The sequence below is a fragment of the Streptomyces sp. NPDC040589 genome (assembly GCF_055594445.1).
In genome coordinates this window covers 66,434-89,557 of the sequence record NZ_JBVIWP010000014.1, presented here as the reverse complement: position 1 = coordinate 89,557, position 23,124 = coordinate 66,434, and the positions used below count along the sequence as shown (strand labels likewise).

At 69.9% G+C, this 23,124-nt stretch carries 17 protein-coding genes; 5 read left to right on the top strand and 12 right to left on the bottom strand.

Annotated features, from left to right (window positions below):
* Positions 1–58: 58 nt before the first annotated feature.
* Positions 59–1,732, bottom strand: a complete 1,674-nt coding sequence (locus tag ACZ58V_RS38595; protein ID WP_471295925.1) for a DUF4192 domain-containing protein — start codon at positions 1,730–1,732, stop codon at positions 59–61.
* A 143-nt stretch (positions 1,733–1,875) separates the two neighbouring features.
* On the opposite strand from ACZ58V_RS38595, the gene ACZ58V_RS38590 reads away from it, so the two are divergent.
* Positions 1,876–4,041 carry a RecQ family ATP-dependent DNA helicase gene (locus ACZ58V_RS38590; RefSeq protein ID WP_471295922.1) on the top strand — a complete coding sequence of 722 codons (2,166 nt, stop codon included), beginning with the start codon at positions 1,876–1,878 and terminating at the stop codon, positions 4,039–4,041.
* A gap of 345 nt (positions 4,042–4,386) precedes the next feature.
* Positions 4,387–5,001 (top strand): hypothetical protein, encoded by a 615-nt coding sequence (locus ACZ58V_RS38585; RefSeq protein WP_471295921.1) that lies wholly within the window; start codon positions 4,387–4,389, stop codon positions 4,999–5,001.
* Positions 5,002–5,228: 227 nt separating this feature from the next.
* Here ACZ58V_RS38585 and ACZ58V_RS38580 read toward each other — a convergent pair whose 3' ends face one another.
* From ACZ58V_RS38580 to ACZ58V_RS38570, 3 genes are all read right to left on the bottom strand, one after another.
* Positions 5,229–5,858, bottom strand: coding sequence for a hypothetical protein (locus tag ACZ58V_RS38580; protein ID WP_471295920.1), 630 nt, complete (start codon positions 5,856–5,858; stop codon positions 5,229–5,231).
* 68 nt (positions 5,859–5,926) lie between these two features.
* Complete coding sequence (locus tag ACZ58V_RS38575) at positions 5,927–6,628, bottom strand: ribonuclease HII (RefSeq protein ID WP_184589872.1); 702 nt, start codon at positions 6,626–6,628, stop codon at positions 5,927–5,929.
* An 82-nt stretch (positions 6,629–6,710) separates the two neighbouring features.
* Complete coding sequence (locus ACZ58V_RS38570) at positions 6,711–7,331, bottom strand: TetR/AcrR family transcriptional regulator (protein WP_471295917.1); 621 nt, start codon at positions 7,329–7,331, stop codon at positions 6,711–6,713.
* A gap of 187 nt (positions 7,332–7,518) precedes the next feature.
* Between ACZ58V_RS38570 and ACZ58V_RS38565 the strand changes: the two genes are divergently transcribed.
* On the top strand, positions 7,519–9,066 hold the full coding sequence (locus tag ACZ58V_RS38565) for an MFS transporter (RefSeq protein ID WP_471295915.1): 1,548 nt from the start codon (positions 7,519–7,521) through the stop codon (positions 9,064–9,066).
* Between the two features lie 291 nt (positions 9,067–9,357).
* Here the strand turns inward: ACZ58V_RS38565 and ACZ58V_RS38560 are convergent, their stop codons facing one another.
* The 3 genes from ACZ58V_RS38560 to ACZ58V_RS38550 all read right to left on the bottom strand — a co-directional run bounded on the left by ACZ58V_RS38560 (position 9,358) and on the right by ACZ58V_RS38550 (position 11,744).
* Entirely contained in the window at positions 9,358–10,263 is a 906-nt protein-coding gene (locus ACZ58V_RS38560) for an ADP-ribosylglycohydrolase family protein (protein ID WP_471295913.1), read from the bottom strand.
* 12 nt (positions 10,264–10,275) lie between these two features.
* Positions 10,276–10,935 (bottom strand): histidine phosphatase family protein, encoded by a 660-nt coding sequence (locus tag ACZ58V_RS38555; protein ID WP_468192364.1) that lies wholly within the window; start codon positions 10,933–10,935, stop codon positions 10,276–10,278.
* A 203-nt stretch (positions 10,936–11,138) separates the two neighbouring features.
* The gene (locus ACZ58V_RS38550; RefSeq protein WP_468192365.1) at positions 11,139–11,744 is read right to left on the bottom strand and encodes a YdbC family protein; all 606 of its coding nucleotides are present in this window, start codon (positions 11,742–11,744) and stop codon (positions 11,139–11,141) included.
* A gap of 155 nt (positions 11,745–11,899) precedes the next feature.
* Between ACZ58V_RS38550 and ACZ58V_RS38545 the strand changes: the two genes are divergently transcribed.
* Positions 11,900–12,433: a TerD family protein gene (locus tag ACZ58V_RS38545; RefSeq protein WP_468192366.1), complete on the top strand. Its 534-nt coding sequence runs from the start codon at positions 11,900–11,902 to the stop codon at positions 12,431–12,433.
* 90 nt (positions 12,434–12,523) lie between these two features.
* Here ACZ58V_RS38545 and ACZ58V_RS38540 read toward each other — a convergent pair whose 3' ends face one another.
* Together ACZ58V_RS38540 and nrdR are read right to left on the bottom strand one after the other, a co-directional pair.
* Positions 12,524–15,400: a vitamin B12-dependent ribonucleotide reductase gene (locus ACZ58V_RS38540; protein ID WP_471295910.1), complete on the bottom strand. Its 2,877-nt coding sequence runs from the start codon at positions 15,398–15,400 to the stop codon at positions 12,524–12,526.
* A 164-nt stretch (positions 15,401–15,564) separates the two neighbouring features.
* Positions 15,565–16,125, bottom strand: a complete 561-nt coding sequence (nrdR, locus tag ACZ58V_RS38535; RefSeq protein WP_468192368.1) for a transcriptional regulator NrdR — start codon at positions 16,123–16,125, stop codon at positions 15,565–15,567.
* 632 nt (positions 16,126–16,757) lie between these two features.
* On the opposite strand from nrdR, the gene lexA reads away from it, so the two are divergent.
* Entirely contained in the window at positions 16,758–17,537 is a 780-nt protein-coding gene (lexA, locus tag ACZ58V_RS38530) for a transcriptional repressor LexA (protein ID WP_184589888.1), read from the top strand.
* Between the two features lie 258 nt (positions 17,538–17,795).
* Here lexA and ACZ58V_RS38525 read toward each other — a convergent pair whose 3' ends face one another.
* From ACZ58V_RS38525 to ACZ58V_RS38515, 3 genes are all read right to left on the bottom strand, one after another.
* The gene (locus tag ACZ58V_RS38525; protein ID WP_471295908.1) at positions 17,796–19,772 is read right to left on the bottom strand and encodes an ATP-dependent DNA helicase; all 1,977 of its coding nucleotides are present in this window, start codon (positions 19,770–19,772) and stop codon (positions 17,796–17,798) included.
* A 324-nt stretch (positions 19,773–20,096) separates the two neighbouring features.
* Positions 20,097–21,017 carry a GNAT family N-acetyltransferase gene (locus tag ACZ58V_RS38520; protein ID WP_471295906.1) on the bottom strand — a complete coding sequence of 307 codons (921 nt, stop codon included), beginning with the start codon at positions 21,015–21,017 and terminating at the stop codon, positions 20,097–20,099.
* An 80-nt stretch (positions 21,018–21,097) separates the two neighbouring features.
* Positions 21,098–23,122 carry an IucA/IucC family protein gene (locus tag ACZ58V_RS38515; protein ID WP_471295904.1) on the bottom strand — a complete coding sequence of 675 codons (2,025 nt, stop codon included), beginning with the start codon at positions 23,120–23,122 and terminating at the stop codon, positions 21,098–21,100.
* Positions 23,123–23,124 lie beyond the last annotated feature (2 nt).

Genomic DNA, 23,124 nt, shown 5'->3' with positions numbered 1-23,124 from the left:
TCACGCCTGTGTCCCGGCCCTCGTGTGTCAAGGCCACCTGGCGGCAGGGCGCGATGGGTCACTCCTCCTCCGTACCGTGGCCGGGCTGCACGCCTTCCTGGCCCGCGTCCCGGCACGGCATGGCTGCCTTCCGTGAGGTGCGCGCACGCGTGCCGCCCGTGCGCGCACTGCCGGATCGCGCGGGGCCCGTCGTCGCACGCTCGGGGCGCAGGCCCGCTTCCGCGGCACCGGCAGGGCGCGTGGTGCCTGCCGGCTTACGCCCGAGCGAAGTAGGTGTACTCGTGTCGCGGCCGGCGCGGGTACGGCCGGAGGCGGTGTCGGCAGCACCGACGGAACGGGAACGGCGGCGACGGCGTGGAGGCGCCGCTGTGGGCGTGGGGTCGGGGTGGGGCTGTGGCACCACTGTCTCTCGCCCGACGGCCTCGGCGACGTGCGCACGGATCATGGCGTGGTCGACCACCGCTCGCCCACGGCCTTCGCGCTCCGCTCGCAGGCAGGTGCGGATCGACTCCGGGTCGAGGCCTTCGTTGCAAGCCTGGTGCAGGAGACGGGCGAAGAGGTAGTCGGGATCCGCACCCAGGGCCATGGCGAGGGCTTCCCTGGCCTCCAGTTCGTCGCCGGTGGACCATGCGACCCAGCCCGCGAGAGTGAGCGGCGCAGCGGCATGTTCGCCATAGGGCCCGACACAGCGGCGGGCCAGCGTCCGCCAGAGGCGAAGGGCGCGTGCAGCCTCGTCGCCCTCCATCCACTCGGCCGCACGGTCGCGGGTCGCGCGGTCCTGGAGACCGAGGATCAACCGGGCGGCCTCGTCGTACCTCAGAAGTTCGTCGTCGCGGAGGTCCGCCAGGAGCATGCCGGAGACGGGCCGCGCCTCGGCGAAGCGGTCCAGGACCCTCCCGGCCAGTTCCAGCGTCTCGTCGGCCACGGAGGCGCGGCCCACCTCGTCCAGGAGCCTCGGGACCAGCGTCATGCTGGCGGTGTCGAGGGCGGCCTCCTGTTCGAGGGCGGCGGCGTTCTCCCAAGGCAGCAGCCGGGCCCGTAGCTCCCGCAGCGTGCCGCGCACCTGGATCCCCGCGTAGGTGGCCGCGGCGGCCAGCACGGAGGTGCCGGGCAGGCCCATGGGGGCTCCCTCGGGCGGGCAGCATGCCGCGTTGTCACAGCAGTAGGACCAGTAGCGACCCTCCGAGATGCACAGCGCCTCGACCACCACCACGTCCAGGGAACCGCACTCGACGCGCAGCCTCTGGGCCAGAGGCCTCAGCCGCTCCATGACCTGCTGCCCGGACTCGCCCTTCTGCGGCTCCTGGCAGAGGAAGGCGACCATCGACTCGGGCCTGACCCCTCGGCGCTCGCTGCCCGCCACCAGGCCGTGGGCCAGTTGTCCGGCTGCGGACGGCCAGTCGTCCGCGTTGGCGGGGATACCGAGCCGGGCCCGCCCTCCGAACCGTCCGCGTCCGTCCCTGTCGTGCAGGGCCACCAGGACGATGCTGTCCTCGGGGCGGTACCCGAGCAGATACGGCAGGGCATCGGCGAGTTCGGCCGGGGTGCGCAGGGTGACCTGGTGCTCGCCGCCGTGACTGTCGTGCACGGCTTCGGGGGCGTGCAGTCCGGCGGTGTCGCCCGCGTTCGGCTCCCGCTTCCGCTGCCCACCGTCCTTGTGCCCGCCCTGTGCGTCGGGCCCGGTGATGTCGCCGTTTTCAGGGGATCCAGTCGCTTCGCTGTGGTTCGTCATGCGGAGACGATCTCGCGGAATCCGAAGCTCCGGTTTGCCCTGTGGATAACTTCAATCAGGGACACGTCACCAGGAGCCCCAAGGCTCTCGTGTCTGCCGGTGCACCGCTCCCGTTGTCACTGCCGTCCTGTTTCATGGAACGCATGGAGCACACGAGCAACGCGGATCTACGGGCGACGGCCGACACGGTCCTCGCCCGTCTCGTCGGGGACGTCTCGGGAGCGGCCCGGCTGCGCGAGGACCAGTGGCGGGCGATCGAGGCACTGGTCGCCGACAGACGACGTGCCCTGGTCGTCCAGCGCACGGGCTGGGGCAAGTCCGCGGTCTACTTCGTGGCGACCTCGCTGCTGCGGGCGCAGGGCAGCGGTCCGACGGTGATCGTTTCGCCACTGCTCGCTCTCATGCGGAACCAGGTCGAGGCGGCAGCCCGGGCCGGCATCCACGCCCGGACCATCAACTCCTCGAACACCGAGGAGTGGGAGGCCGTTCAGGACGAGATCGCCGCAGGTGAGGTGGACGTCCTACTGGTCAGTCCGGAGCGGCTCAACAACCCGGACTTCCGGGACCAGGTGCTGCCCCGGCTCGCGGCCGCCACCGGGCTCCTGGTGGTGGACGAGGCCCACTGCATCTCCGACTGGGGCCACGACTTCCGGCCGGACTACCGCCGGCTGCGCACCATGCTCGCCGACCTCCCGCCCGGTGTGCCGGTGCTCGCGACCACAGCCACCGCCAACGCGCGTGTGACGGCCGACGTCGCGGAACAGCTCGGCACCGGCGGGAGCTCGGACGCCCTCGTGCTGCGGGGCCCGCTGGACCGCGACAGCCTGAGTCTGAGCGTGCTGCGGCTGTCGGACGCCGCGCATCGGATGGCCTGGCTCGCCGAGCACCTCGACGAACTGCCGGGCTCCGGGATCATCTACACGCTCACCGTGGCCGCCGCCGAGGAGGTCACCGCCTTCCTCCGGCAGCGTGGGCACACGGTCTCCTCGTATACGGGCAAGACGGAGAACGCCGATCGTCAGCAGGCCGAGGAGGACCTGCTCGCCAACAAGGTGAAGGCGCTGGTCGCCACCTCCGCCCTCGGCATGGGCTTCGACAAGCCCGATCTGGGCTTCGTGGTGCACCTGGGCTCGCCCTCCTCCCCCATCGCCTACTACCAGCAGGTGGGCCGCGCGGGACGTGGTGTGGAGCACGCCGAGGTGCTCCTGCTCCCGGGGAAGGAGGACGAGGCGATCTGGAAATACTTCGCGTCGCTCGCCTTCCCCTCGGAAGACCTGGTGCGCCGCACGCTCGATCTCCTCGCGCACGCGGAGAAGCCCCTGTCGCTGCCCGCCCTGGAGCCCCTGGTGGAACTGCGCAGGTCCCGTCTGGAGACCATGCTCAAGGTCCTCGACGTGGACGGTGCCGTCAAGCGGGTCAAGGGCGGCTGGATCTCGACCGGGCAGCCGTGGACGTACGACGCCGAGCGGTACGCGTGGGTGGCACGTCAGCGGGAGACCGAGCAGCAGGCCATGCGCGCGTACGCGTCGACGACGGACTGCCGCATGGAGTTCCTGCAGCGCCAGCTTGACGACGAGGCCGCCAAGCCGTGCGGTCGCTGCGACAACTGCACGGGCCCGCGCTTCGTCGCCGACACGTCCGAGGAGGCACTCGACGCCGCGCGCGTGGACCTGGGCCGGGCGGGGGTCGAGGTGGAGCCCCGTCGCATGTGGCCGACAGGGCTGCCGGCGATCGGAGTGGACCTCAAGGGACGTATCCCGGCCGGCGAACAGGCCGCATCGGGACGCGCCTTGGGGCGTCTGTCGGACATCGGCTGGGGCAACCGGCTGCGGCCCCTGCTCGCACCCCAGGCCCCCGACGGGCCCGTTCCGGACGACGTGGCGAAGGCGGTGGTGAGCGTGCTGGCCGACTGGGCCAAGGGTCCCGGCGGCTGGGCTTCTGGCACCTCGGACGCCCAGCCGCGCCCGATCGGCGTCGTCACTGTGGCGTCCCGCACCCGCCCCGCGTTGATCCACTCGCTGGGAGCGCGCATCGCGGAAGTCGGCCGACTGCCGCTGCTGGGTGCCATCGAGTACACCGACGACGCGCACCCGGGTTCCCGGAGCAACAGCGCCCAGCGGCTGAAGGCACTCGACGGCGCCCTGACCGTGCCGCCCGCCCTCGCCTCCGCCCTGGCCGAGGCCCAGGGCCCGGTCCTCCTCGTGGACGACTACACGGAGACCGGGTGGACCCTGGCGGTCGCGGCCCGCATGCTCCGACGCTCCGGTGCGCAGGGGGTGTTGCCGCTCGTGCTGGCCTTGCAGGGCTGACGACCGGCGCTCCGGGGTCAGGTGTCCGCCCCGGAGCACAGGGCATCCGCCACCTGACCACGTGCGCGCACCTCTGGACGCCGCACGTCCCCGTGACGTACGAACGTGTCGTGCTCGAACGCCCCATGGGTGGCCCGGCGGCGCACTGGGTAGGGATATTAACCGCGCATCATCTGATAACGGTCGACGGCCTCAATTGCTCGTTGCCGCATTCAAGTTCGACAGGAAGAATTGAGGTCCGCTCCCGCACGGCGCGCCCGCCGATCCGGTAGGGCTTCGCTGCGGTGCGCGCTCCCAGGAATCCGACCTCGCCCGCAGTGTGGGCGCGTAGCCGAAGGGAGGACCGTGACCTTCGGATTCGCTCCGGCCTCGGCAGCGGCGTCGATGTCCGCCGCTTCCGCCAACCGCTTGCTCGAACCCGCGGAATGGGCCGCCGCCGGGATCCCACTGTTGCGCGACCCCCGTGAGGTCGTCAGCGGACTGCATGCCCGGCACCACCCGCAGCCGGCGACCGCTGTCGTCGCCGTGCTCGACCCGGACGAGCGGCTGCGGGCGAGCGCCTCGTTCGTACGCCGACAGGCCCTGGCCGACGGCTGGATGTTCCGCAACGTGCTGCTCGCGCAGCTGCGCCGGATCATCCCGCACGATCTTCGGCGCCGCACTCCGGTGCGGACCGCGGTGCTGCTCTACTGCCGTGAGGGCGACGCGCGTTGGACGGAGGAGGACGGCGCGTGGATGTGGGGCCTGCGCGACGCCTGCACCCTGCACGGGCTGCGCTGCGGGGCGTACATCACGCTGACGCGTGACGGCTGGCAGGTCCTCGGCGAGGGCCGCGGCGGACGCCGCCCCCACTCGGCCTCGGCACCGGAGCCGTTCGCCACGTCCGAGGCGGCGCCACCGCTGCCGCGCACCGGTGGCGCCGCCTCGGAGGTCCTGCGCCGCGCAGCGGCGGCACGCTGAAGCTCTGGCCACACCATTTCACGCGGGTGCTGTGCCGTGCCCCCAACGCACGGCATACAAGCCCTTGCGCCGACCCGCGACCCGCGCAGGGGCACAGGACGCGCTCCCCACCCGTACGCAGCCACGGCGTCCAGCCCTCCGGGCATGCCGAACCGCCCGCCCTGCGGAGCCGCAGCAGCGGCGCCTGAAGTCCTCCCCAGCGCCCGACCGGACGCTGAGGAAGCGACTCAGACGCCCGCGCCCAGCACCGAGTTGATCTGCTGCGGGTCACCGCAGACGATCAGCAGGGTGTTCGCGCGGGAGTGGGCCAGGGACAGCGCGCTCGCGGCTGCGGCCTCGGAACCGCCGTTGACGGCGACCACGACCACCGGGCGCGACGCGGCGCGGGCCGCGATGGTGACGTCCGTGTAGAAGACGTCGTCACGGGCGTCGTGCTGGGCCCAGTAGGAGGTTTCACCGAAGGACAGCTCGTGGGTGGCCCACGGGTGCTGTTCGCCGGTCGTGATCACCAGGACGTCGCTGGGCGCGCGACCCGCGTCCAGGAGCAGGTCCACGGCCCCCTCGGCGGCGTCGAGCGCGCCCTGTGCGGAAGCCGGGATCAGCTGGATCTGCGGGGCGGCAGGAGCGACGGCACCGGCGGCGGGTCCGGACGGACCGGGCTTGGCGGCTGCGTCACGCGGCGTACGTTGCACCGGCGGCGCGGGCCGGAGAGGGCCGGGACGACCGGGACGCGACGGAGCCGCGGGACGGGGACCGGGTACGGGACGGGGGGTCGGCGCGGTGCGGCCGCTGGCCGGAGTGGCGCGGGGACCCTGGGCACTCTCGTGAATCTGAGGCTCCTCGGGAATGAGAGGCATGAGTTGATATTTATCAAACGCTGGTACGGCCCGCGTCGGCGGGTGGCGCATGCGTGCGAACGAAACCGTCAGAAATCGAAGCCGAGCTGACCCTCGATTTCCGGAACACTTCCGTCCGCCCAGCTGCGGACCTTCTTGAGGTGCCGCCACTGGGGCAGCGCATCAAGATACGCCCATGACAACCGGTGGTAGGGGGTGGGGCCCCGCTCCGCCAGTGCGGCCTTGTGCACGGGGGATGGATACCCGGCGTTGTCCGCAAAACCGAAGTCTGCATGGTCGATACCCAGTTCGGCCATCATTTTGTCGCGCTGAACCTTGGCGATCACCGATGCCGCAGCTACCGCCACGCAGGACTGGTCGCCCTTGATCACCGTACGGACCCGCCAAGGCGCACCGAGATAGTCGTGCTTGCCATCGAGGATGACCGCGTCCGGACGGACCGGCAGGGCATCCAACGCACGCCCCGCAGCGAGCCGTAGCGCGGCCGTCATCCCTCGTTCGTCAATCTCCTCCGGGGAGGCATGACCCAGGGCGTACGACGTCACCCACGTCCGCAGTGCCTCGGCGAGTTCGGTGCGCCGCTTGATGGTGAGCAGCTTCGAATCCGTGAGGCCCTCGGGCGGCCGGCGCAATCCGGTGATCGCCGCGCAGACGGTGACCGGGCCGGCCCACGCGCCGCGCCCCACCTCGTCGACACCTGCAACGATCTTCGCTCCGGTCGTGGCGCGAAGGGAGCGCTCGACGGTGTGAGTAGGTGGTTCGTACGGCATGGCGCCCCTAGGTTACGCCGCCCGGAAGTGCCCGCGACACCCTGGCCCACCCTGGCGGCATCACACCCCTCGCGAACTCCCGTCAGGAGCCGCTCGGCCGCAGCAGCGGAACCATCAACTGGTCGATCATCTCCTCGATTTCATGATCCTTCCATTCGCAGCCGCACATCTTGGATCGGTACATCATCATCGCCGGGATGGCGTCGAAGACATAGCCGTTCGCAGCGTCAGAACGAACCTCCCCTCGCTGGATTCCGCGCTCGATGACCTCCCGCAGCATCTGGATGGTGGGCTCCACGACCCCATCGAAGATCACGGCATGAAACCGCTCAGCCTGCGTCGTGTCGCATTCGTGAATCACCGAGCGAAGCGCGACACCGGGACGGGAGAACATCGCGTCCCGGGCTCGCAGACACAGCGCCAAGAGGTCCTCGCGCACGCCACCCTCGTCGGGTGCCGCGTCGAAATGCGGCAGACCGGCGCGCAGAGCGTCGGCGACAAGGTCCTCCTTGGACGGCCAGCGCCGGTAGACCGCGGCCTTGCCGGTCTGGGCGCCGGCGGCGACTCCCTCCATCGTCAGGCCGTTCCAGCCGACGGTGCTGAGTTGGTCCAGCGCGGCATCGAGGATCGCTCGCTCGAGCACGGCGCCGCGGCGGCGGGCGGCTGTCTGAGCGGGGGCATCCACCCAGCTCGGGGTAACCATCTGACTCTCTCCAACGAACAGAGAAGCGGGGATTTCGGGGATGTGGTGGCGTGCCGGACGGCGACAGAGGGGGACATGCCGAACGACGACGCCACGAGTGAACGCTTGCGTTCACTGTCGGGGACTCACTACCTTTGACGCGACAGTGAACGCGAGCGTTCACTAACGCACTCGTGGGGGACCCATAGTGACAACCTCTCCATTGCTCCAGGACCAAAAGCCAGGTGCGGCCCGCCGGGAGGGACATCCCGGCATCGCACTCACCGTCATCGCGGCCTGCCAACTCATGGTCGTACTCGACGCGACAATTGTGAACATCGCGCTCCCGCACATTCAAGACGCGCTCAAGTTCAGCACCACCGACCTCACCTGGGTCGTCAGCTCCTACACACTCACCTTCGGCGGTCTGCTGCTCCTCGGCGGCCGGGCCGGTGACATCCTCGGCCGCCGCCGGGTCTTCATGACCGGCATCCTGCTGTTCACCCTCGCCTCGCTGCTCGGCGGGCTCGCCCAGGAACCCTGGCAGCTGCTGGCCGCACGCGTGCTGCAGGGCGTGGGGGGCGCCATCGCGTCGCCCACCTCGCTGGCACTCATCACCACCACGTTTCCCGAGGGCCCCGAACGCAACCGTGCCTTCGGGGTCTTCGCCGCGGTGTCGGCGGGCGGTGGCGCCATCGGCCTGCTCGCCGGCGGCATGCTCACCGAGTGGCTCGACTGGCGCTGGGTGCTCTTCGTGAACGTACCGATCGGCGTGCTCATCGCCGTGCTCACACCGCTCTACATCAGCGAGTCCGATCGGCACACCGGCCGGTTCGACATCGCGGGTGCGGTGACCTCGACCACGGGCATGGCGTCCCTCGTCTACGGCTTCATCCGGGCCGCGGACGAGGGATGGCGGGACAGCCTCACCATCGGGTCCTTCGGCGCCGCGGTGGTCCTGCTGCTGGCCTTCGGGATCATCGAGTCCCGGGCCAAGGAACCGATCACCCCGCTGCGGATGTTCGCCGACCGCAACCGCTCCGGCACGTACGTGATCATGCTGAGCCTGGCCGCGGCGATGTTCGGCATGTTCTTCTACATCGTGCTGTTCGTGCAGAACGTGCTCGGCTACAGCCCGATCGAGGCGGGGCTCGCCTTCCTGCCCGTGACGGTCGTGATCGCGCTCGGCGCGGGTCTGTCGCAGCGGTTCCTGCCGGTGCTGGGCCCCAAGCCGTTCATGATCGCGGGCTCGGCGCTCGCGATGACCGGACTGGCCTGGCAGGCGCTCATCAGCTCCGACAGCTCCTACGTCGGCGGGGTTCTCGGTCCGATGCTGGTGTTCGGCTTCGGTATGGGGCTGAACTTCGTGACGCTGACGCTCACCGCCGTCTCGGGTGTCGCCCCGCACGAGGCGGGCGCCGCGTCCGGGCTGCTCAACACGACGCAGCAGGTGGGCGGATCGCTGGGCCTGGCCATCCTGACGACGGTCTTCGGCACGGCGACCCGGGACGAGGCGGAGAAGCAGCTTCCGCAGTTCATGGCCGAGGGCTCCGCGGAGCAGAAGGCGGAGTTCGCCCGCACACAGCAACTGCCCGCACCGTGGGGGCACGAGGTGCTGGCCCAGGGCATCTCGACAGCCTTCATCCCGGCCGCGGCGATGGCCGTCCTCGCCCTGGCCACGGCCTGGCTGGTGATCCGGGTCCGCAAGAGTGACCTGGAAGCACTCGCCGGGTCGGCCGGGCCGGGACTCGGCTGACACGACAGCACCACGAGCGGGCTTCGGCGGCTTGCCGACGGGCGTGCCACTTGCCTGGCGGCGGCTGCCGGGCCGGTTCGCGACCGGTTCGCTCCGCAGACGGCGCGCGAGAGCGCCCCACCAGTGAGTCAGAACCGCGAGCAGGACGCCCATGTTCACCCCCATCGCTCCACTCCGGTGCCTGCGCGCCCTGATGGCGCGCACAGCGGATGTCACGACAACGAGCGGGCGATTACGGAGAGTTCCCGCGTTGTACGGAGAGTTCCCGAAGAGGGGTAAGAGCCTTTGCCGCTAGGCCGACGCGGGCACCCAGTCCGGGAGCGGTTCCGTCCGCCCCACCCATTCGGCGGGCGGTGTTCCGACCTTGCCCGCGGCGATCACGCCGCCGACGATGGCGCAGGTGGTGTCGACGTCCCCGCCGACCTGCGCGGTCGTCCAGAACGCCCGCTCGTAGTCGCCGAGGCTTCTCGCCGCCGACCACAGGGCGAAGGGCACGGTGTCGTGGGCGGTCGTGCGCCGGCCGCACCCCAGTACCGCCGCCACCGTGGCCGGGTCGCCGTAATCGAGCATGTCCCGGGCCCGGCGCAGCCCCGCGCCCACCGCGCTCTTCGGCACCAGGTCGATGACCCCGTCGAGGAGGGCCTCGGCGCCGGGCGGCCCGCCGGGGTCGGCAACGAACGCGGCGGCCGCGGCGACGGCCATCGCACCGACGACCGCCTCGCGGTGCTGGTGGGTCGTGTAGGCCGAGATCTCCGCCTGGTGGGTCGCCTGCTCCGGGTCGCCCGCGTACCAGGCGCCCAGCGGGGCGATCCGCATCGCGGCGCCGTTCCCCCAGGACCCCTGTCCGTTGAAGAGCCCGGCGGCGAGTTCGCGCCAGTCCCCGCCCTCCCGGACGAGTCGCAGCAGTCGGTTGACCGCGGGGCCGTAGCCACGGTCGAAATCGTGGTGCTCGGCGAAGGAACGGGCCAGGGCGTCCTGGTCGACGCGATGGTGGGCGGCCAGGACGCCGACGACGGAACCGGCCATCTCCGTGTCGTCGGTCCACTGCCAGGGCCCGGACGGCACCTCGCGGCGCTTGAGCAGCGGGTAGTTCACCGGCACGAAGTACTGGGAACCCAGGGCGTCCCCGACGGACAGTCCGCGCAGGCTGGCCAGGGCGCGGTCCAGGCGCCCGTCGGGGGAGGAGTCAGCGGTCATCGCCCTGCCACTCTATCCGGTGATCCCGTACGGTTCGGGATCTCGCCAGCGGTCGAACGGCCGGTCGAGCGTGTACTTGCCGTCGTCCCCCAGAACGAGCATCCGCACCTCGCCGTTCCCCGGGTTCGACAGCGACTCGAACTCCGCGACCGTCCAGTGGAACCACCGCATGCAGAACAGCCGCATGGCCAGACCGTGGGTCACGATGAGGACGTTCGGCGGATGGTCGGGGTCCTCGAAACTGCGGAACAGGCTCTCCAGGAATCCGCCGACCCGGTCGTAGACATCGGCGCCGGACTCGCCCTGGGCGAAACGGTAGAAGAAGTGGCCGTACGCGTCCCGGTAGGCCTTCTGGAGACGGACCTCGTCCCGGTCCTGCCAGTTGCCCCAGTCCTGCTCGCGCAGCCGGGGCTCCTCGCGTACACGTATGAGCTCGGGGTCGAGATGGAACGAGCGCAACGTCTCGTGCGTACGACGGTACGGGGAGACGTAGACACTGACGCGCTCACCGCCGAACCGTTCGCGCAGCTGCTCGCCCGTCGCCTCCGCCTGTCGCCGGCCCTTCTCGGTCAGCGACAGCGCGTGGTCGGGTACACGCTCGTACACGGAGTCATCAACATTGCCCGTTGACTCGCCGTGCCGGACAAGGACGATGCGCCGTGGTCGTGCCATGCCAAGACCCTAGATCGGGTGAGCGCTTGCGCAGCACTCATACCCCACCCATACAGCGTAGGTCACACAGATCCTGCACCACAGGTCTCACAGGTCACGCGTATCTCCGATCGGAACCAATCCATCCAGACCGTTCTGAATCGAACCGTTTCCCGAGTCTGAATCGAACCGTTTCCCGAGTCTGAATCGGACCGTTTCCCGAGTCAGACGGTCCAGCTCGGCTCCATGCCCACGATGTCCCCGGTGAGCGCCGCCACGTCCGCCTCCGTCTGGGCTCTCAGGGCGAGCCGCTCCACGCGTTCGGTGCGGTACTTGCCGTGCTCGGCGTCCGAGCGCCACATCGACAGCACCAGGAATTCGTGCCCGGGCGCCTCGCCGAACAGCCCGCGCACCATGCCGGGAGAGCCGGCCATCGCCGGGTTCCAGACCTTCTCCTGCATCAGCACGAAGTGCTCGGCCCGCTCCTCGTGGGCACGGCAGAGCGCCACCCGCAGCAGGTCGGCGTCCGTGAAGCGCGGTTCGAAGCCGGTCTTCACGTCGAAGCGGTAGTCGAAGAGCCTGACCTGGGCGTCCTTGAAGGTGCCCGACTGGGTCGACGCCAGCCGGTCGTGGGACCGTGCCATGAACGAGTCGTAGAAGGCGCGGCTCTCCCAGAACGCGAATATGTGTGCCACGTCCGGCCGCCCCCGGCTCCAGCCACCCCCCTGCCCGCGAAACCCCGGCTCCCCCAGAAGCCCCGCCCACTTCCGCTGCCCCCGCTCGAAACCGCGGCGGTCCACCACGGTGCAGCGAATCCACTTGACCAGCACCGCGCCATGGTAAGGCCACGGAGCGTGGCGCCGGTCACTCTCGGCCTGACCGCTCCTCCACGCGCGCACCCTCACGCGTGGCAGGATGGACAAACAGTGGTAAGCGCCCGGCAGTTGGGGCGAACAGGCGGGTCGGTACGGGGAAGGGGACTCTGGTGGACGGGCTCAACAAGGGACTGAGCAAGATCGAGATCGCGATGAGGTGGGATCCCAGTCCGGCGGGGCAGCCGTCCACCGATCTGGACCTCGTCGCGGCGACGTACCTGGCGGACGCCCCGCACGGCGATCCCGCCTATGTGGTGCACTTCGACAGCCGCTCCCCCGACGGCACCATCTACCTCAACCGGGACAGCAAGGACGGCCAGGGCTTCGGCTACGACGAGGTCATGATGCTGGAACTCAACCGCCTCGACGACCGGTACGCGCGCGTGGTGGTCGGTGTCGTCATCCAGCAGCGCCCGGCGGAGCGCACCTTCGTCAGCGTGGTCAACCCCGGCCTGCGCATCCGCGAGGGGTACACGGTCCTCGCGGAGGACGACTTCGGCGGTGTCCTGGGGGCGACGGCCGCGACGGTCGCGGAGTTCGTCCGGGACGGCTCCGGCCCCTGGGCCTTCCACTCCGGCCTGCGCGGTTTCGAGGGCGACCCCGTGGCCTTCACCAGGACGATGGGCGCGGCACCCGGGGCGTGAGCACCATGCCGTGACATCCGCAGCCTGTGACGACAAGAGGGGCACCGCCCAAAGGCGGTGCCCCTCCGTCATCGGCTCAGGCGCTCGGCGTCAGCTGCAGCCGCTGGTCGAGCCGCAGCCCTCGCAGATGTAGCACGAACCGGCGCGCTGCATCTTCGTACCGCAGGAGAAGCACAGCGGAGCGTCGGCCTGGATGCCCAGCTGCATCTCTACCAGTTCGGCACTGGTGTGGGCCTGCTGCGGGGCGGGATGAGCCGCCGCTTCGTTCTTCGGCGGGGTGACGGCCTTCAGCTCCTGGGCGCGCGGCGCCGACTGGGCCAGACCCTCGACGTCGACCTCGTCCTCATTCGGCTCGTACGAACCCGTCTCGAGGTGACGCTGGCGCTCATCGGCGGAGTGGATGCCGAGCGCGGAGCGCGTCTCGAAGGGCAGGAAGTCCAGCGCCAGGCGGCGGAAGATGTAGTCGACGATCGACTGCGCCATCCGCACGTCCGGGTCGTCCGTCATGCCGGCCGGCTCGAAGCGCATGTTCGTGAACTTCGAGACGTACGTCTCCAGGGGGACGCCGTACTGGAGGCCGACGGAGACCGCGATGGAGAAGGCGTCCATCATGCCCGCGAGGGTCGAGCCCTGCTTGGACATCTTCAGGAAGACCTCGCCGAGACCGTCGTCCGGGTAGGAGTTGGCGGTCATGTAGCCCTCGGCACCGCCGACGGTGAAGGACGTGGTGATGCCGGGACGTCCCTTCGGCAGGCGCTTGCGGACCGGGCGGTACTCGACGACCTTCTCGACCTTGGCCTCGACGGCGGCGGGCTCCTCGGCCTTCTCCTCCCACTTCTTGGTGGAGAGCGGCTGGCCGACCTTGCAGTTGTCGCGGTAGATCGCGAGCGCCTTGACGCCCAGCTTCCAGGCCTCGAAGTAGATCTCCTCGACCTCCTCGACGGTCGCCGACTCCGGCATGTTGACCGTCTTGGAGATGGCGCCGGAGATCCACGGCTGGATCGCGGCCATCATGCGGACGTGGCCCATCGCGGAGATGGCCCGCTCGCCCATGGCGCAGTCGAACACCTCGTAGTGCTCGGGCTTGAGACTCGGGGCGTCGATCACGTTGCCGTGGTCGGCGATGTGGGCGACGATCGCCTCGATCTGCTCTTCGAGGTAGCCCAGGCGGCGCAGGGCCTGCGGCACGGTGCCGTTGACGATCTGCATCGAGCCGCCGCCGACCAGCTTCTTGAACTTGACCAGCGCGAGGTCGGGCTCGACACCGGTGGTGTCGCAGGACATCGCGAGGCCGATGGTGCCGGTCGGGGCGAGCACGGACGCCTGGGAGTTACGGAAACCGTTCTTCTCACCGAGGCGCACCACGTCCTGCCAGGCCTCGCTGGCGGCGGCCCACACCGGGGTGTCCAGATCGTCCATGCGGACGGCCTTGTCGTTGGCGTCCGAGTGCTGCTTCATGACGCGCTTGTGGGCGTCGGCGTTGCGGGCGTAGCCGTCGTACGGGCCGACCACCGCGGCGAGTTCGGCGGAGCGCCGGTAGGCCGTGCCGGTCATCAGCGAGGTGATGGATCCGGCGAGGGAACGGCCGCCGTCGGAGTCGTAGGCGTGACCGGTGGCCATCAGCAGGGCGCCGAGGTTGGCGTAGCCGATGCCGAGCTGGCGGAACGCGCGCGTGTTGTCGCCGATCTTCTGAGTCGGGAAGTCGGCGAAGCAGATCGAGATGTCCATCGCGGTGATGACCAGCTCGACGACCTTCTGGAAGCGCTCGGCCGCGAAGGACTGGTTGCCCTTGCCGTCGTCCACGAGGAACTTCATCAGGTTCAGCGAGGCCAGGTTGCAGGACGTGTTGTCCAAGTGCATGTACTCACTGCACGGGTTCGACGCGGTGATCCGGCCGGACTCGGGGCAGGTGTGCCAGTTGTTGATGGTGCCGTCGTACTGGATGCCGGGGTCGGCGCAGGCCCACGCGGCCTCGGCGATCTTGCGGAAGAGCGCCTTGGCGTCGACCTCCTCGATGACCTCGCCGGTCATCCGGCCGCGCAGCCCGAACTGGCTGCCCTGCTCGACCGCGGTCATGAACTCGTCGTTCACGCGGACCGAGTTGTTGGCGTTCTGGTACTGGACGGACGCGATGTCGTCGCCGCCCAGGTCCATGTCGAAGCCCGCGTCCCGCAGGATGCGGATCTTCTCCTCTTCCTTGACCTTGGTCTCGATGAAGTCCTCGATGTCCGGGTGGTCCACGTCGAGGACGACCATCTTGGCGGCACGACGGGTGGCGCCACCGGACTTGATCGTTCCTGCGGAGGCGTCGGCGCCGCGCATGAAGGAGACCGGGCCGGAGGCGTTGCCGCCGGAGGACAGCAGTTCCTTGGAGGAGCGGATCCGGGAGAGGTTCAGGCCGGCGCCGGAGCCGCCCTTGAAGATCATGCCCTCTTCCTTGTACCAGTCGAGGATCGACTCCATGGAGTCGTCGACGGCCAGGATGAAGCAGGCGGAGACCTGCTGGGGCTGCTTGGTGCCGACGTTGAACCAGACAGGGCTGTTGAAGCTGAAGATCTGGTGCAGGAGGGCGTACGCCAGCTCGTGCTCGAAGATCTCGGCGTCGGCGGGAGAGACGAAGTACTTGTGGTCCTCTCCGGCCTTCCGGTACGTCTTCACGATGCGGTCGATCAGCTGCTTGAGGCTGGTCTCGCGCTGCGGGGTGCCGACGGCACCCCGGAAGTACTTGCTGGTGACGATGTTGACCGCGTTCACCGACCAGAAGTCGGGGAACTCGACGCCGCGCTGCTCGAAGTTGACCGAGCCGTCGCGCCAGTTGGTCATGACGACGTCACGGCTCTCCCACGCCACCTCGTCATAGGGGTGGACCCCAGGGGTGGTGTGGATGCGCTCGATACGCAGGCCCTTGTTCGCCTTGGTGCCCTTGGCGCGGGAACTCCGTGCCGGACCGCTCGCCGTCTCTGTCATGCCGCCTCCCTGTACGGGCGAAAACGCCCTGAAGTGCCCCGTTGTTCCCGTGGCACGGTGTTCTGTCTGGTGTTGCGGGCACCCACTCACATCGCCCGCAACAGGTCTTCACATCGCCGCCGCCCGGCCGGGCCCGGAGCTGCCGTCCGGGTCCGGCCCGCCGGTCAGTCGGCGGCGCCTGCGGGCTCGGGGACCTGTGTCGTCCCTCCGGACCCGCGGTCGTCTTCCTGGCTCCCCGCACCCGTGTCCTCGCGGTCACCGTCGTCCGCGTCGGGGGATCCCGTCTCTTGCCTCAGCTCCGCGATGGCCGCCTCGAAGTCCTCGAGCGAGTCGAACGCCCGGTAGACGGAGGCGAATCGCAGATAGGCGACGAGATCGAGCTCCTGCAACGGGCCGAGAATGGCCAGCCCCACGTCGTGGGTGGTCAGCTCGGCGCTTCCGGTGGCCCGCACCGCCTCCTCGACCCGCTGGCCGAGCTGGGCGAGCGCGTCCTCGGTGACAGGCCGTCCCTGGCACGCCTTGCGCACACCATTGATGACCTTGGTGCGACTGAAGGGTTCGGTGACTCCGGACCGCTTCACCACCATGAGCGAGCACGTCTCCACGGTCGTGAAACGACGGGAGCAGTCAGGACACTGGCGGCGCCTGCGGATCGACGTGCCGTCGTCGGTCGTACGACTGTCGACGACACGGCTGTCGGGGTGCCTGCAGAAGGGGCAGTGCATGAAACTCCCAACCCTCCTCACAGCAGACTCAATGGCCTCGCCGGGCCTCTTGCGCCCCACGAAGCAGTCCCAAGCATAGGCGATGACCATGGGCACTGAGACCCGGGGGACCACAACTTGTGGGCTGCTGTTGCAATCCAACCACTAGATGTGGGGATTGGCTCATACATCCACGCCACCCACGCGTGTCGCACGCGTAGACGCAGGTCGGGGGCGGCGGACCGAATCACCCCCGCCTTCACCGCACGCCGGCGCCCCGCTTTTCGCACCCGGTCGCACGCGCCACTCACACGCAGCGGCATCCGTTGGCGCACTGCCGTATCGCTACGGCACATGCGGAGATACCGTGGGCGCCGCGAGGAGGCGGCGTGGGACTCCCGCACAGATGAGGGCCGATCCCAGGGCAGGGGAATGCCGGATGGCAGACTGGGGCAACAGTCCACAGACGATCACCCCGGCGGTGAAGAGTACAGCAATGAGCCCTTTTGCCCGCCAGGCAACGCGGTAGCTAATACACCCGGACACATGATCGCGGCAGTCGATTCGCGATTTTTCACTCGAACGTGTGTTTGGCGCAACCTTTCGAAACCAACTACCGTTGTCCAGCAGGGAGACCATCGAGAGGGGCCGACGTGACCACCACCGCAGACAGTGCCACCATCACTGCCCAGGACCGCTCCCAGAGCCGACTCGAGCCGGTGCACGCGATGAACGAAGCCACGAACCCGGAGGGGCACAAGCGTTCCTTGCCCGGACGACCTCCCGGCATCCGGGCGGACAGCTCCGGACTCACCGACCGCCAACGCCGCGTGATCGAGGTCATCAGGGACTCAGTGCAGCGGCGCGGCTACCCGCCGTCGATGCGGGAGATCGGTCAGGCCGTCGGCCTTTCCAGCACCTCCTCCGTCGCACACCAGCTGATGGCACTGGAGCGCAAGGGTTTCCTGCGCCGCGACCCGCACCGGCCCCGCGCCTACGAGGTGCGCGGCTCGGACCAGGCCGCCTCCGTGCAGCCCACGGACACCGCGGGCAAGCCGGCCGCGTCGTACGTCCCGCTGGTCGGCCGCATCGCCGCCGGTGGCCCGATCCTCGCCGAGGAGTCCGTCGAGGACGTCTTCCCTCTCCCCCGCCAGCTCGTCGGCGACGGTGAGCTGTTCGTCCTGAAGGTCGTCGGCGACTCGATGATCGAGGCCGCGATCTGCGACGGCGACTGGGTCACGGTCCGCCGCCAGCCGGTCGCCGAGAACGGCGACATCGTGGCCGCGATGCTCGACGGAGAGGCCACCGTCAAGCGCTTCAAGCGCGAGGACGGCCATGTCTGGCTCCTGCCGCACAACGCGGCCTACGAGCCGATCCCCGGCGACGACGCGACCATCCTCGGCAAGGTGGTGGCCGTACTGCGCCGCGTCTGACGCCACGCACCGCGTCGGGTGGGCCCAGCGGGCCCGCCCTCTGACCGGGCCCCGGGACCCCTGCGCCGGTTCCGGGGCCCTGTGCTGTCCGGGCCCGGTTCCGCGGATCGACCTGAGGCGCGGGGCAGCCTGATGCTGAGTGATGAGGGTCCCTGAGGCTGAGTGGTGGGGGCCCCTGAGGCTGAGTGGTGGGGGCCCCTGAGGCTGAGTGGTGGGGGTCGGCGTGCGGCTCCGCCGCCGCGGACCGACCCCCGAGACTCAACCGGCTTCCGTCTGCTGCGCCGCCGCGTCGATCGCCGCCAGCGACTTCCGCACCTGATTGCGGTCGGCCGTGAACCAGAAGTCGGGCAGCGACGCCTTCAGATAGCCCCCGTACCGGGCCGTCGCGAGCCGCTGGTCCAGCACGGCGACCACACCGCGGTCGCCCGACGCCCGTACAAGACGGCCGGCGCCCTGGGCCATGAGGAGCGCGGCGTGGGTGGCGGCGACCGCCATGAAGCCGTTGCCGCCCGCGTCCTCCACGGCCTTCTGGCGGGCGCTCATCAGGGGGTCGTCGGGGCGCGGGAAGGGGATCTTGTCCATCACTACCAGCTGGCAGCTGGGCCCGGGTACGTCCACGCCCTGCCACAGCGACAGCGTGCCGAACAGACAGGTCTTCGGGTCCGCCGCGAAGTTCTTGATGAGCTCACCGAGCGTCTCCTCGCCCTGGAGGAGGATCGGGAACTCCGGAATCCGCGAGCGCAGTTCCTCGGCGGCCAGCTGCGCTCCCCGCATGGAGGAGAACAGGCCCAGGGTGCGGCCGCCCGCCGCCTGGATCAGCTCCGTGAGCTCGTCGAGCATGTCCGCGCGGTCGCCGTCCCGTGCGGGGCGCGCCAGGTGCTTGGCGACGTACAGGATGCCCTGCTTGCGGTAATCGAAGGGTGAGCCGACGTCGATGCCCTTCCACTGCGGGAGGTCTTCCCCCTCGGTGCCCTCGGGGGCGAGGCCGAGGGAGGCACCGACGCCGTTGAAGTCGCCGCCCAGCTTCAGCGTCGCGGACGTCAGGACCACGGAGCGGTCCGCGAAGAGCTTCTCCCGCAGGAGGCCCGAGACGGACATGGGGGCGACGCGCAGGGAGGCACCGAAGCGGTCGTGGCGCTCGTACCAGACGACGTCCCATTCGGAGCCGTTCGTGATCCGCTCCGCCACGTCGTGCACGTTCTCCACGGACGCCAGAGCCTGCTTGCGGATCGCGTCCTCGTCCTGGACGGACTTGTCGCGGGTCGCGCCGATCGCGGAGATGACGGTGCGGCACGCGTCACGCAATGCCATGAGTGCGTAGCCGAGGTCCTCGGGGATTTCCTCGAGCCGGCCCGGCAGCGCCAGCTCCATCAGCCGCTCGAACCCCTCGGAGGCGGTCTGGAGCTGATCCGCCGCCTTCTCGTTGACGAGTTTCGCGGCGCGGCGCACCGCGCGGTTGACCTGGCCGGGGGTGAGCTCGCCGGTGGCGACTCCGGTGACCCGGGAGACCAGCTCATGGGCCTCGTCGACGATCAGCACCTCGTGCTGCGGAAGGACCGGGGCACCCTCGATGGCGTCGATGGCGAGCAGCGCGTGGTTGGTGACGACGACGTCGGAGAGTTTGGCCCGCTCGCGGGCCATCTCGGCGAAGCACTCCGCTCCGTACGCGCACTTCGAGGCACCCAGACACTCCCTCGACGACACCGACACCTGGGCCCAGGCCCGGTCCGAGATACCGGGCGTGAGGTTGTCACGGTCCCCGGTCTCGGTCTCGTCGGCCCAGTCGCGCACCCGCAGCAGGTCCTGCCCCAGCTTGCTGGTGGGCGCGGCCGCCTCGAACTGGTCGAAGAGGCCCTCTTCCTCGTCCTGCGGGACACCCTCGTGCAGACGGTGCAGGCACAGGTAGTTCGACCGGCCCTTGAGCATCGCGAACTCCGGGCGGCGGCGCAGCAGGGGGTGCAGCGACTCGACCGTTCTCGGCAGGTCGCGCTCCACCAGCTGGCGCTGCAGGGCCAGGGTGGCGGTCGCGACGACCACACGCTCCCCGTGCGCGAGCGCGGGCACCAGGTAGCCCAGCGACTTACCGGTGCCGGTGCCGGCCTGGACCAGCAGGTGGGAACCGCCGTCGATCGCTTCCGCGACGGATTCGGCCATGGTCACCTGACCGGGGCGCTCCGTACCGCCGACGGCAGTGACGGCAGCATGCAGGAGTTCGGGGAGTGAGGGCTTCGTCATAGCGCGACCACCCTACGACCCGGCACTGACAAACGGGCGATCAAGGCGGCGGCGGGGGACGGGATCAAGACCTTGGGCTCCTCGACACGGGGGGGGGACGGGCGGGATGGATCGGGTGGGCCGTGGCCCGTTGGGACAGAACAGGTCGCAGTGGCCCGCGACCGGCCATCGCGGAAGCGCCCAGAGAACCACGAAGAGATCTGCGAAAAGGTCTACGAAAAGGTCTGCGAAGAGATCGTCGAACAGATCGAGAAATCCGTGCGGCTCGTGGGAACCACGGCGTCACGCGCCGCGTTCAATGAGTGATGTCGCGGTGACACAGCGCTACAGGAGATGCCGAAGAGACCGGTCTCGGACCATGAGGGCGGCCCGCTTGGCGGGCAGGTCGACCTCGGCGGAGAACCGGAAGCCGGCGGTCAGGAAAGCGGCGATGGAGGGGGTGTTGCGAATGTCGGGTTCCGCGATGACGCGTGCGCAGGAGGGCCGATGCGCGAGAGCGAGATCGGCTACGGCTCGCACCAGCAGACCACCCAGGCCACGCCCCCGATCGGCGACACCACCGACGAGGAGGTGGAGTCCCGTGTCATGAGGCCGGGCGGGGTAGTGCCGGGCCAGCGGGTCGAGGTCCGCCCGGTAGATCTCCCAGTAGCTCATCGGCGTTCCGTCCAGCACGCCGATACACGGGACGCTGCGTCCGTCGTCGGCGAGCTGGGCCCGCAGGTGGTCCTCGGTCACGTTCTGCGGCCCGGACAGCTCCCAGAACGCCGAGGCCGGGTCGTTCATCCAGCGGCTGATGAGCGGAAGGTCACGGTCCACGCGCACGGCGACGAGGTGGAAGACGCCCGCGGATGTGTGAGCCGGGCCCCAGTCGGCGACGCGGTCGAGGAGGTCGGCCTCGGTCGGGAGGACCGGAGTGTCACGGGTCGCCGTGGGGGCGACGGAGCGCTGAGCCATGCCCTGGTCCCGCCGCCGCGCTCCATGGCGGTCGGACGCGTCGTCCGCGACGAGGGCGATGAATTCCTCCGAGAGTCTCAGATCCATCGTGTCCTCGCCGCGCCCGTCCTTACCGGCGTCCCGCTCACAGGCATCCGCACCGGGATGCGCATCGGCTCCCCTGCGGGGATCGACATCGGAACCGGCACCGCCATGGTGACCGAAGGAGGCGCCGAAGCCGCCATCAGAGCCGAGGTCGGCCGTGAAGGGAACAGCGGTGCCGGGATCGGTGGTGGGGTCGGCGAAGGGCACCGAACGCTCCTCTCAGTAAGGGGGGCGGCACGTCCTCAGGGATAAAGGAGGTCAGTTGTGGTCAGGAACAGTCAGGCTGGTCAGGAGCGCAGGGGGTTGGCGATGGTGACGTAGACGGACTGGGTGTCGACCGGGCCGACGAGTTCGTCGAGTCCGTGCAGCCGGGTCAGCAGGTTGGCCTTGCACCGCAGGACCGGTGAGTCGAGCAGGCAAGCGGGCAGCGACGTGCGCAGCCGGGCTGGGCCGGAGGCGACGTTGCCCAGGAAACGGCGGAAGGCGGCGAGCAGCAGCCGCTCGTCGGCCAGTCCCTGGGAGCCGAACGCGCCGACGAGGCCGAGTACGTTGTTGACGGCCAGGTAGTACGCGAAGCGCTCATCGGCGACCTCGTCACTGACGAATGTGTCGCTCTGCTCTCCGATTCCGGGCAACCGGGCTTCTAGCTCCGCGCGCCGGGACTCGCGGAAGTAGTAGCCCTGGTTGTCGCGGTAGCGGCCGCCCGTGGGCCAGCCCTCGGCGTCCAACAGGAGCAGGGTGTTCTGCTGGTGCGCTTCCAGGGCGATGCCGGCCTCGGCGTCCAGCCACAGGACAGGGCGCACTACGTGCTGGAGGTAGCGCAGGAACCACTCGGCGGCAACGGCTCCATGCGGTCGGCCGGTCCGGCGGGCGAGACGCGTGACGACCTCGGCCAGCCTGGACCGAGTTACTGGGCCGTGTGTCTCCGGGCGGTCCGGAACGGCACCCGACCGGGCCGGGGAGCTCGGGCGCGGCGTGACGAGGCCGGCGACACAGGAGACGTCGTCGGACGGCGCGAACGGGTTGTGGCGGATCACCACGTCCAGTCCGGGCAATGGGGCGCCGTCGGGATCGTCGACAGCCAGCCAGGCCGGGTCGCGCACGATGTCGAAGCCCGGATGCACGGCATGCCACTGCCGCGCGAGTCCGCTGCGGAGCAGGCGGTGGACCTCGACGCCCCGGTGTAGTTCCTTACGGAGGTTCTCGCGGCGGGAGTTGGTGATACGCAGGCCCAGCGACAGCTTGAGCATCGCGGGGGCATCTGTTCGGTAGACGGTTCGTACGGAGGAGGTGGGCTGCCAGGGAGTGCCGTGGGTGCCGAGGTCACGGAGCAGTCCCGTGTCCAGCAGGGCAGCCGTCTCCGGACGGTGCCGGACCTCGCACGCCTGCCAGGGGTGCAGGGGCAGTAGGGCGTACGCGTCCGGCAGTGGCAGGTCGGTGCCGACCAGGCGTGCGGTGAGCCGGGCGGCAGGGACAGAGCGGCCGCGTTCGGTCCAGGCGGAGTCGGTGGCGAGGACGGAGGGAGCGACAGCCATGTAGTGCAGGGGAAAGGAACCGCGCAACTCGGGTGAGTACAGCCGGGCTTCGGTCTCGGAGAGGCCCTCGCGGCTCTTAGGGGACGGATGCAGGGGGTGTCCGAGGAGGAGTGCCTGCTCTGCGGCGAGGAAGAGGTCAGGGCCGTCGGACGGATGTTCCCGGCGGTCGCTGACGAAGGCGGCGACACGGCGGAGGGAGTCGGCGACACCCGCGACCAGCGCGACGCCGCCGAGGCCGTCGCCGTCGCCGTCGCCGGCAGCGACGCCGACCGTCGAGGTGCGGGCGCCGGTGAGACCGGAGTCATGGGCGGGGCTGCTGTCGAGGCCGATGTCGGGGTTTTCTCCGCACGTCTCTCTGGTGAGCAGGGCGGCGACCGTGACGGCATCGGCCGGCGGGGCGTGGTCGGGGGCGTCGGCAAGCTGCGGCAGGCCGAAGCGGTGCCAGCCCGTCGGGGACCAGTAGCGGACCGGGGCGAGAAGGGCCGTGCCGCTGGAGGGAAGGGGGATGCGAAGGATCCCGTCGGCGGGGGCAGACTGGTTGTTCTCACGAGCCCAGCAGCGCAGCAGGTTCTCCACGGCGGCTGCCTGGGCGGCGATGTGCGGCTCGGGGTGGTCCAGGAGGTCGGTGACAGGGCCGGCGTTCAGCGCCTCGGCGGGCGGTGACCCGGGCCTCTGACCGGGGACCGCCGATTCCACTGACGCACCCGACAGCCGGGCGTCGACGGAACCCTCTCCCCGCATGGTGGCGTGCTCGTCGGGCTCGGGGATGGCGTTCAACA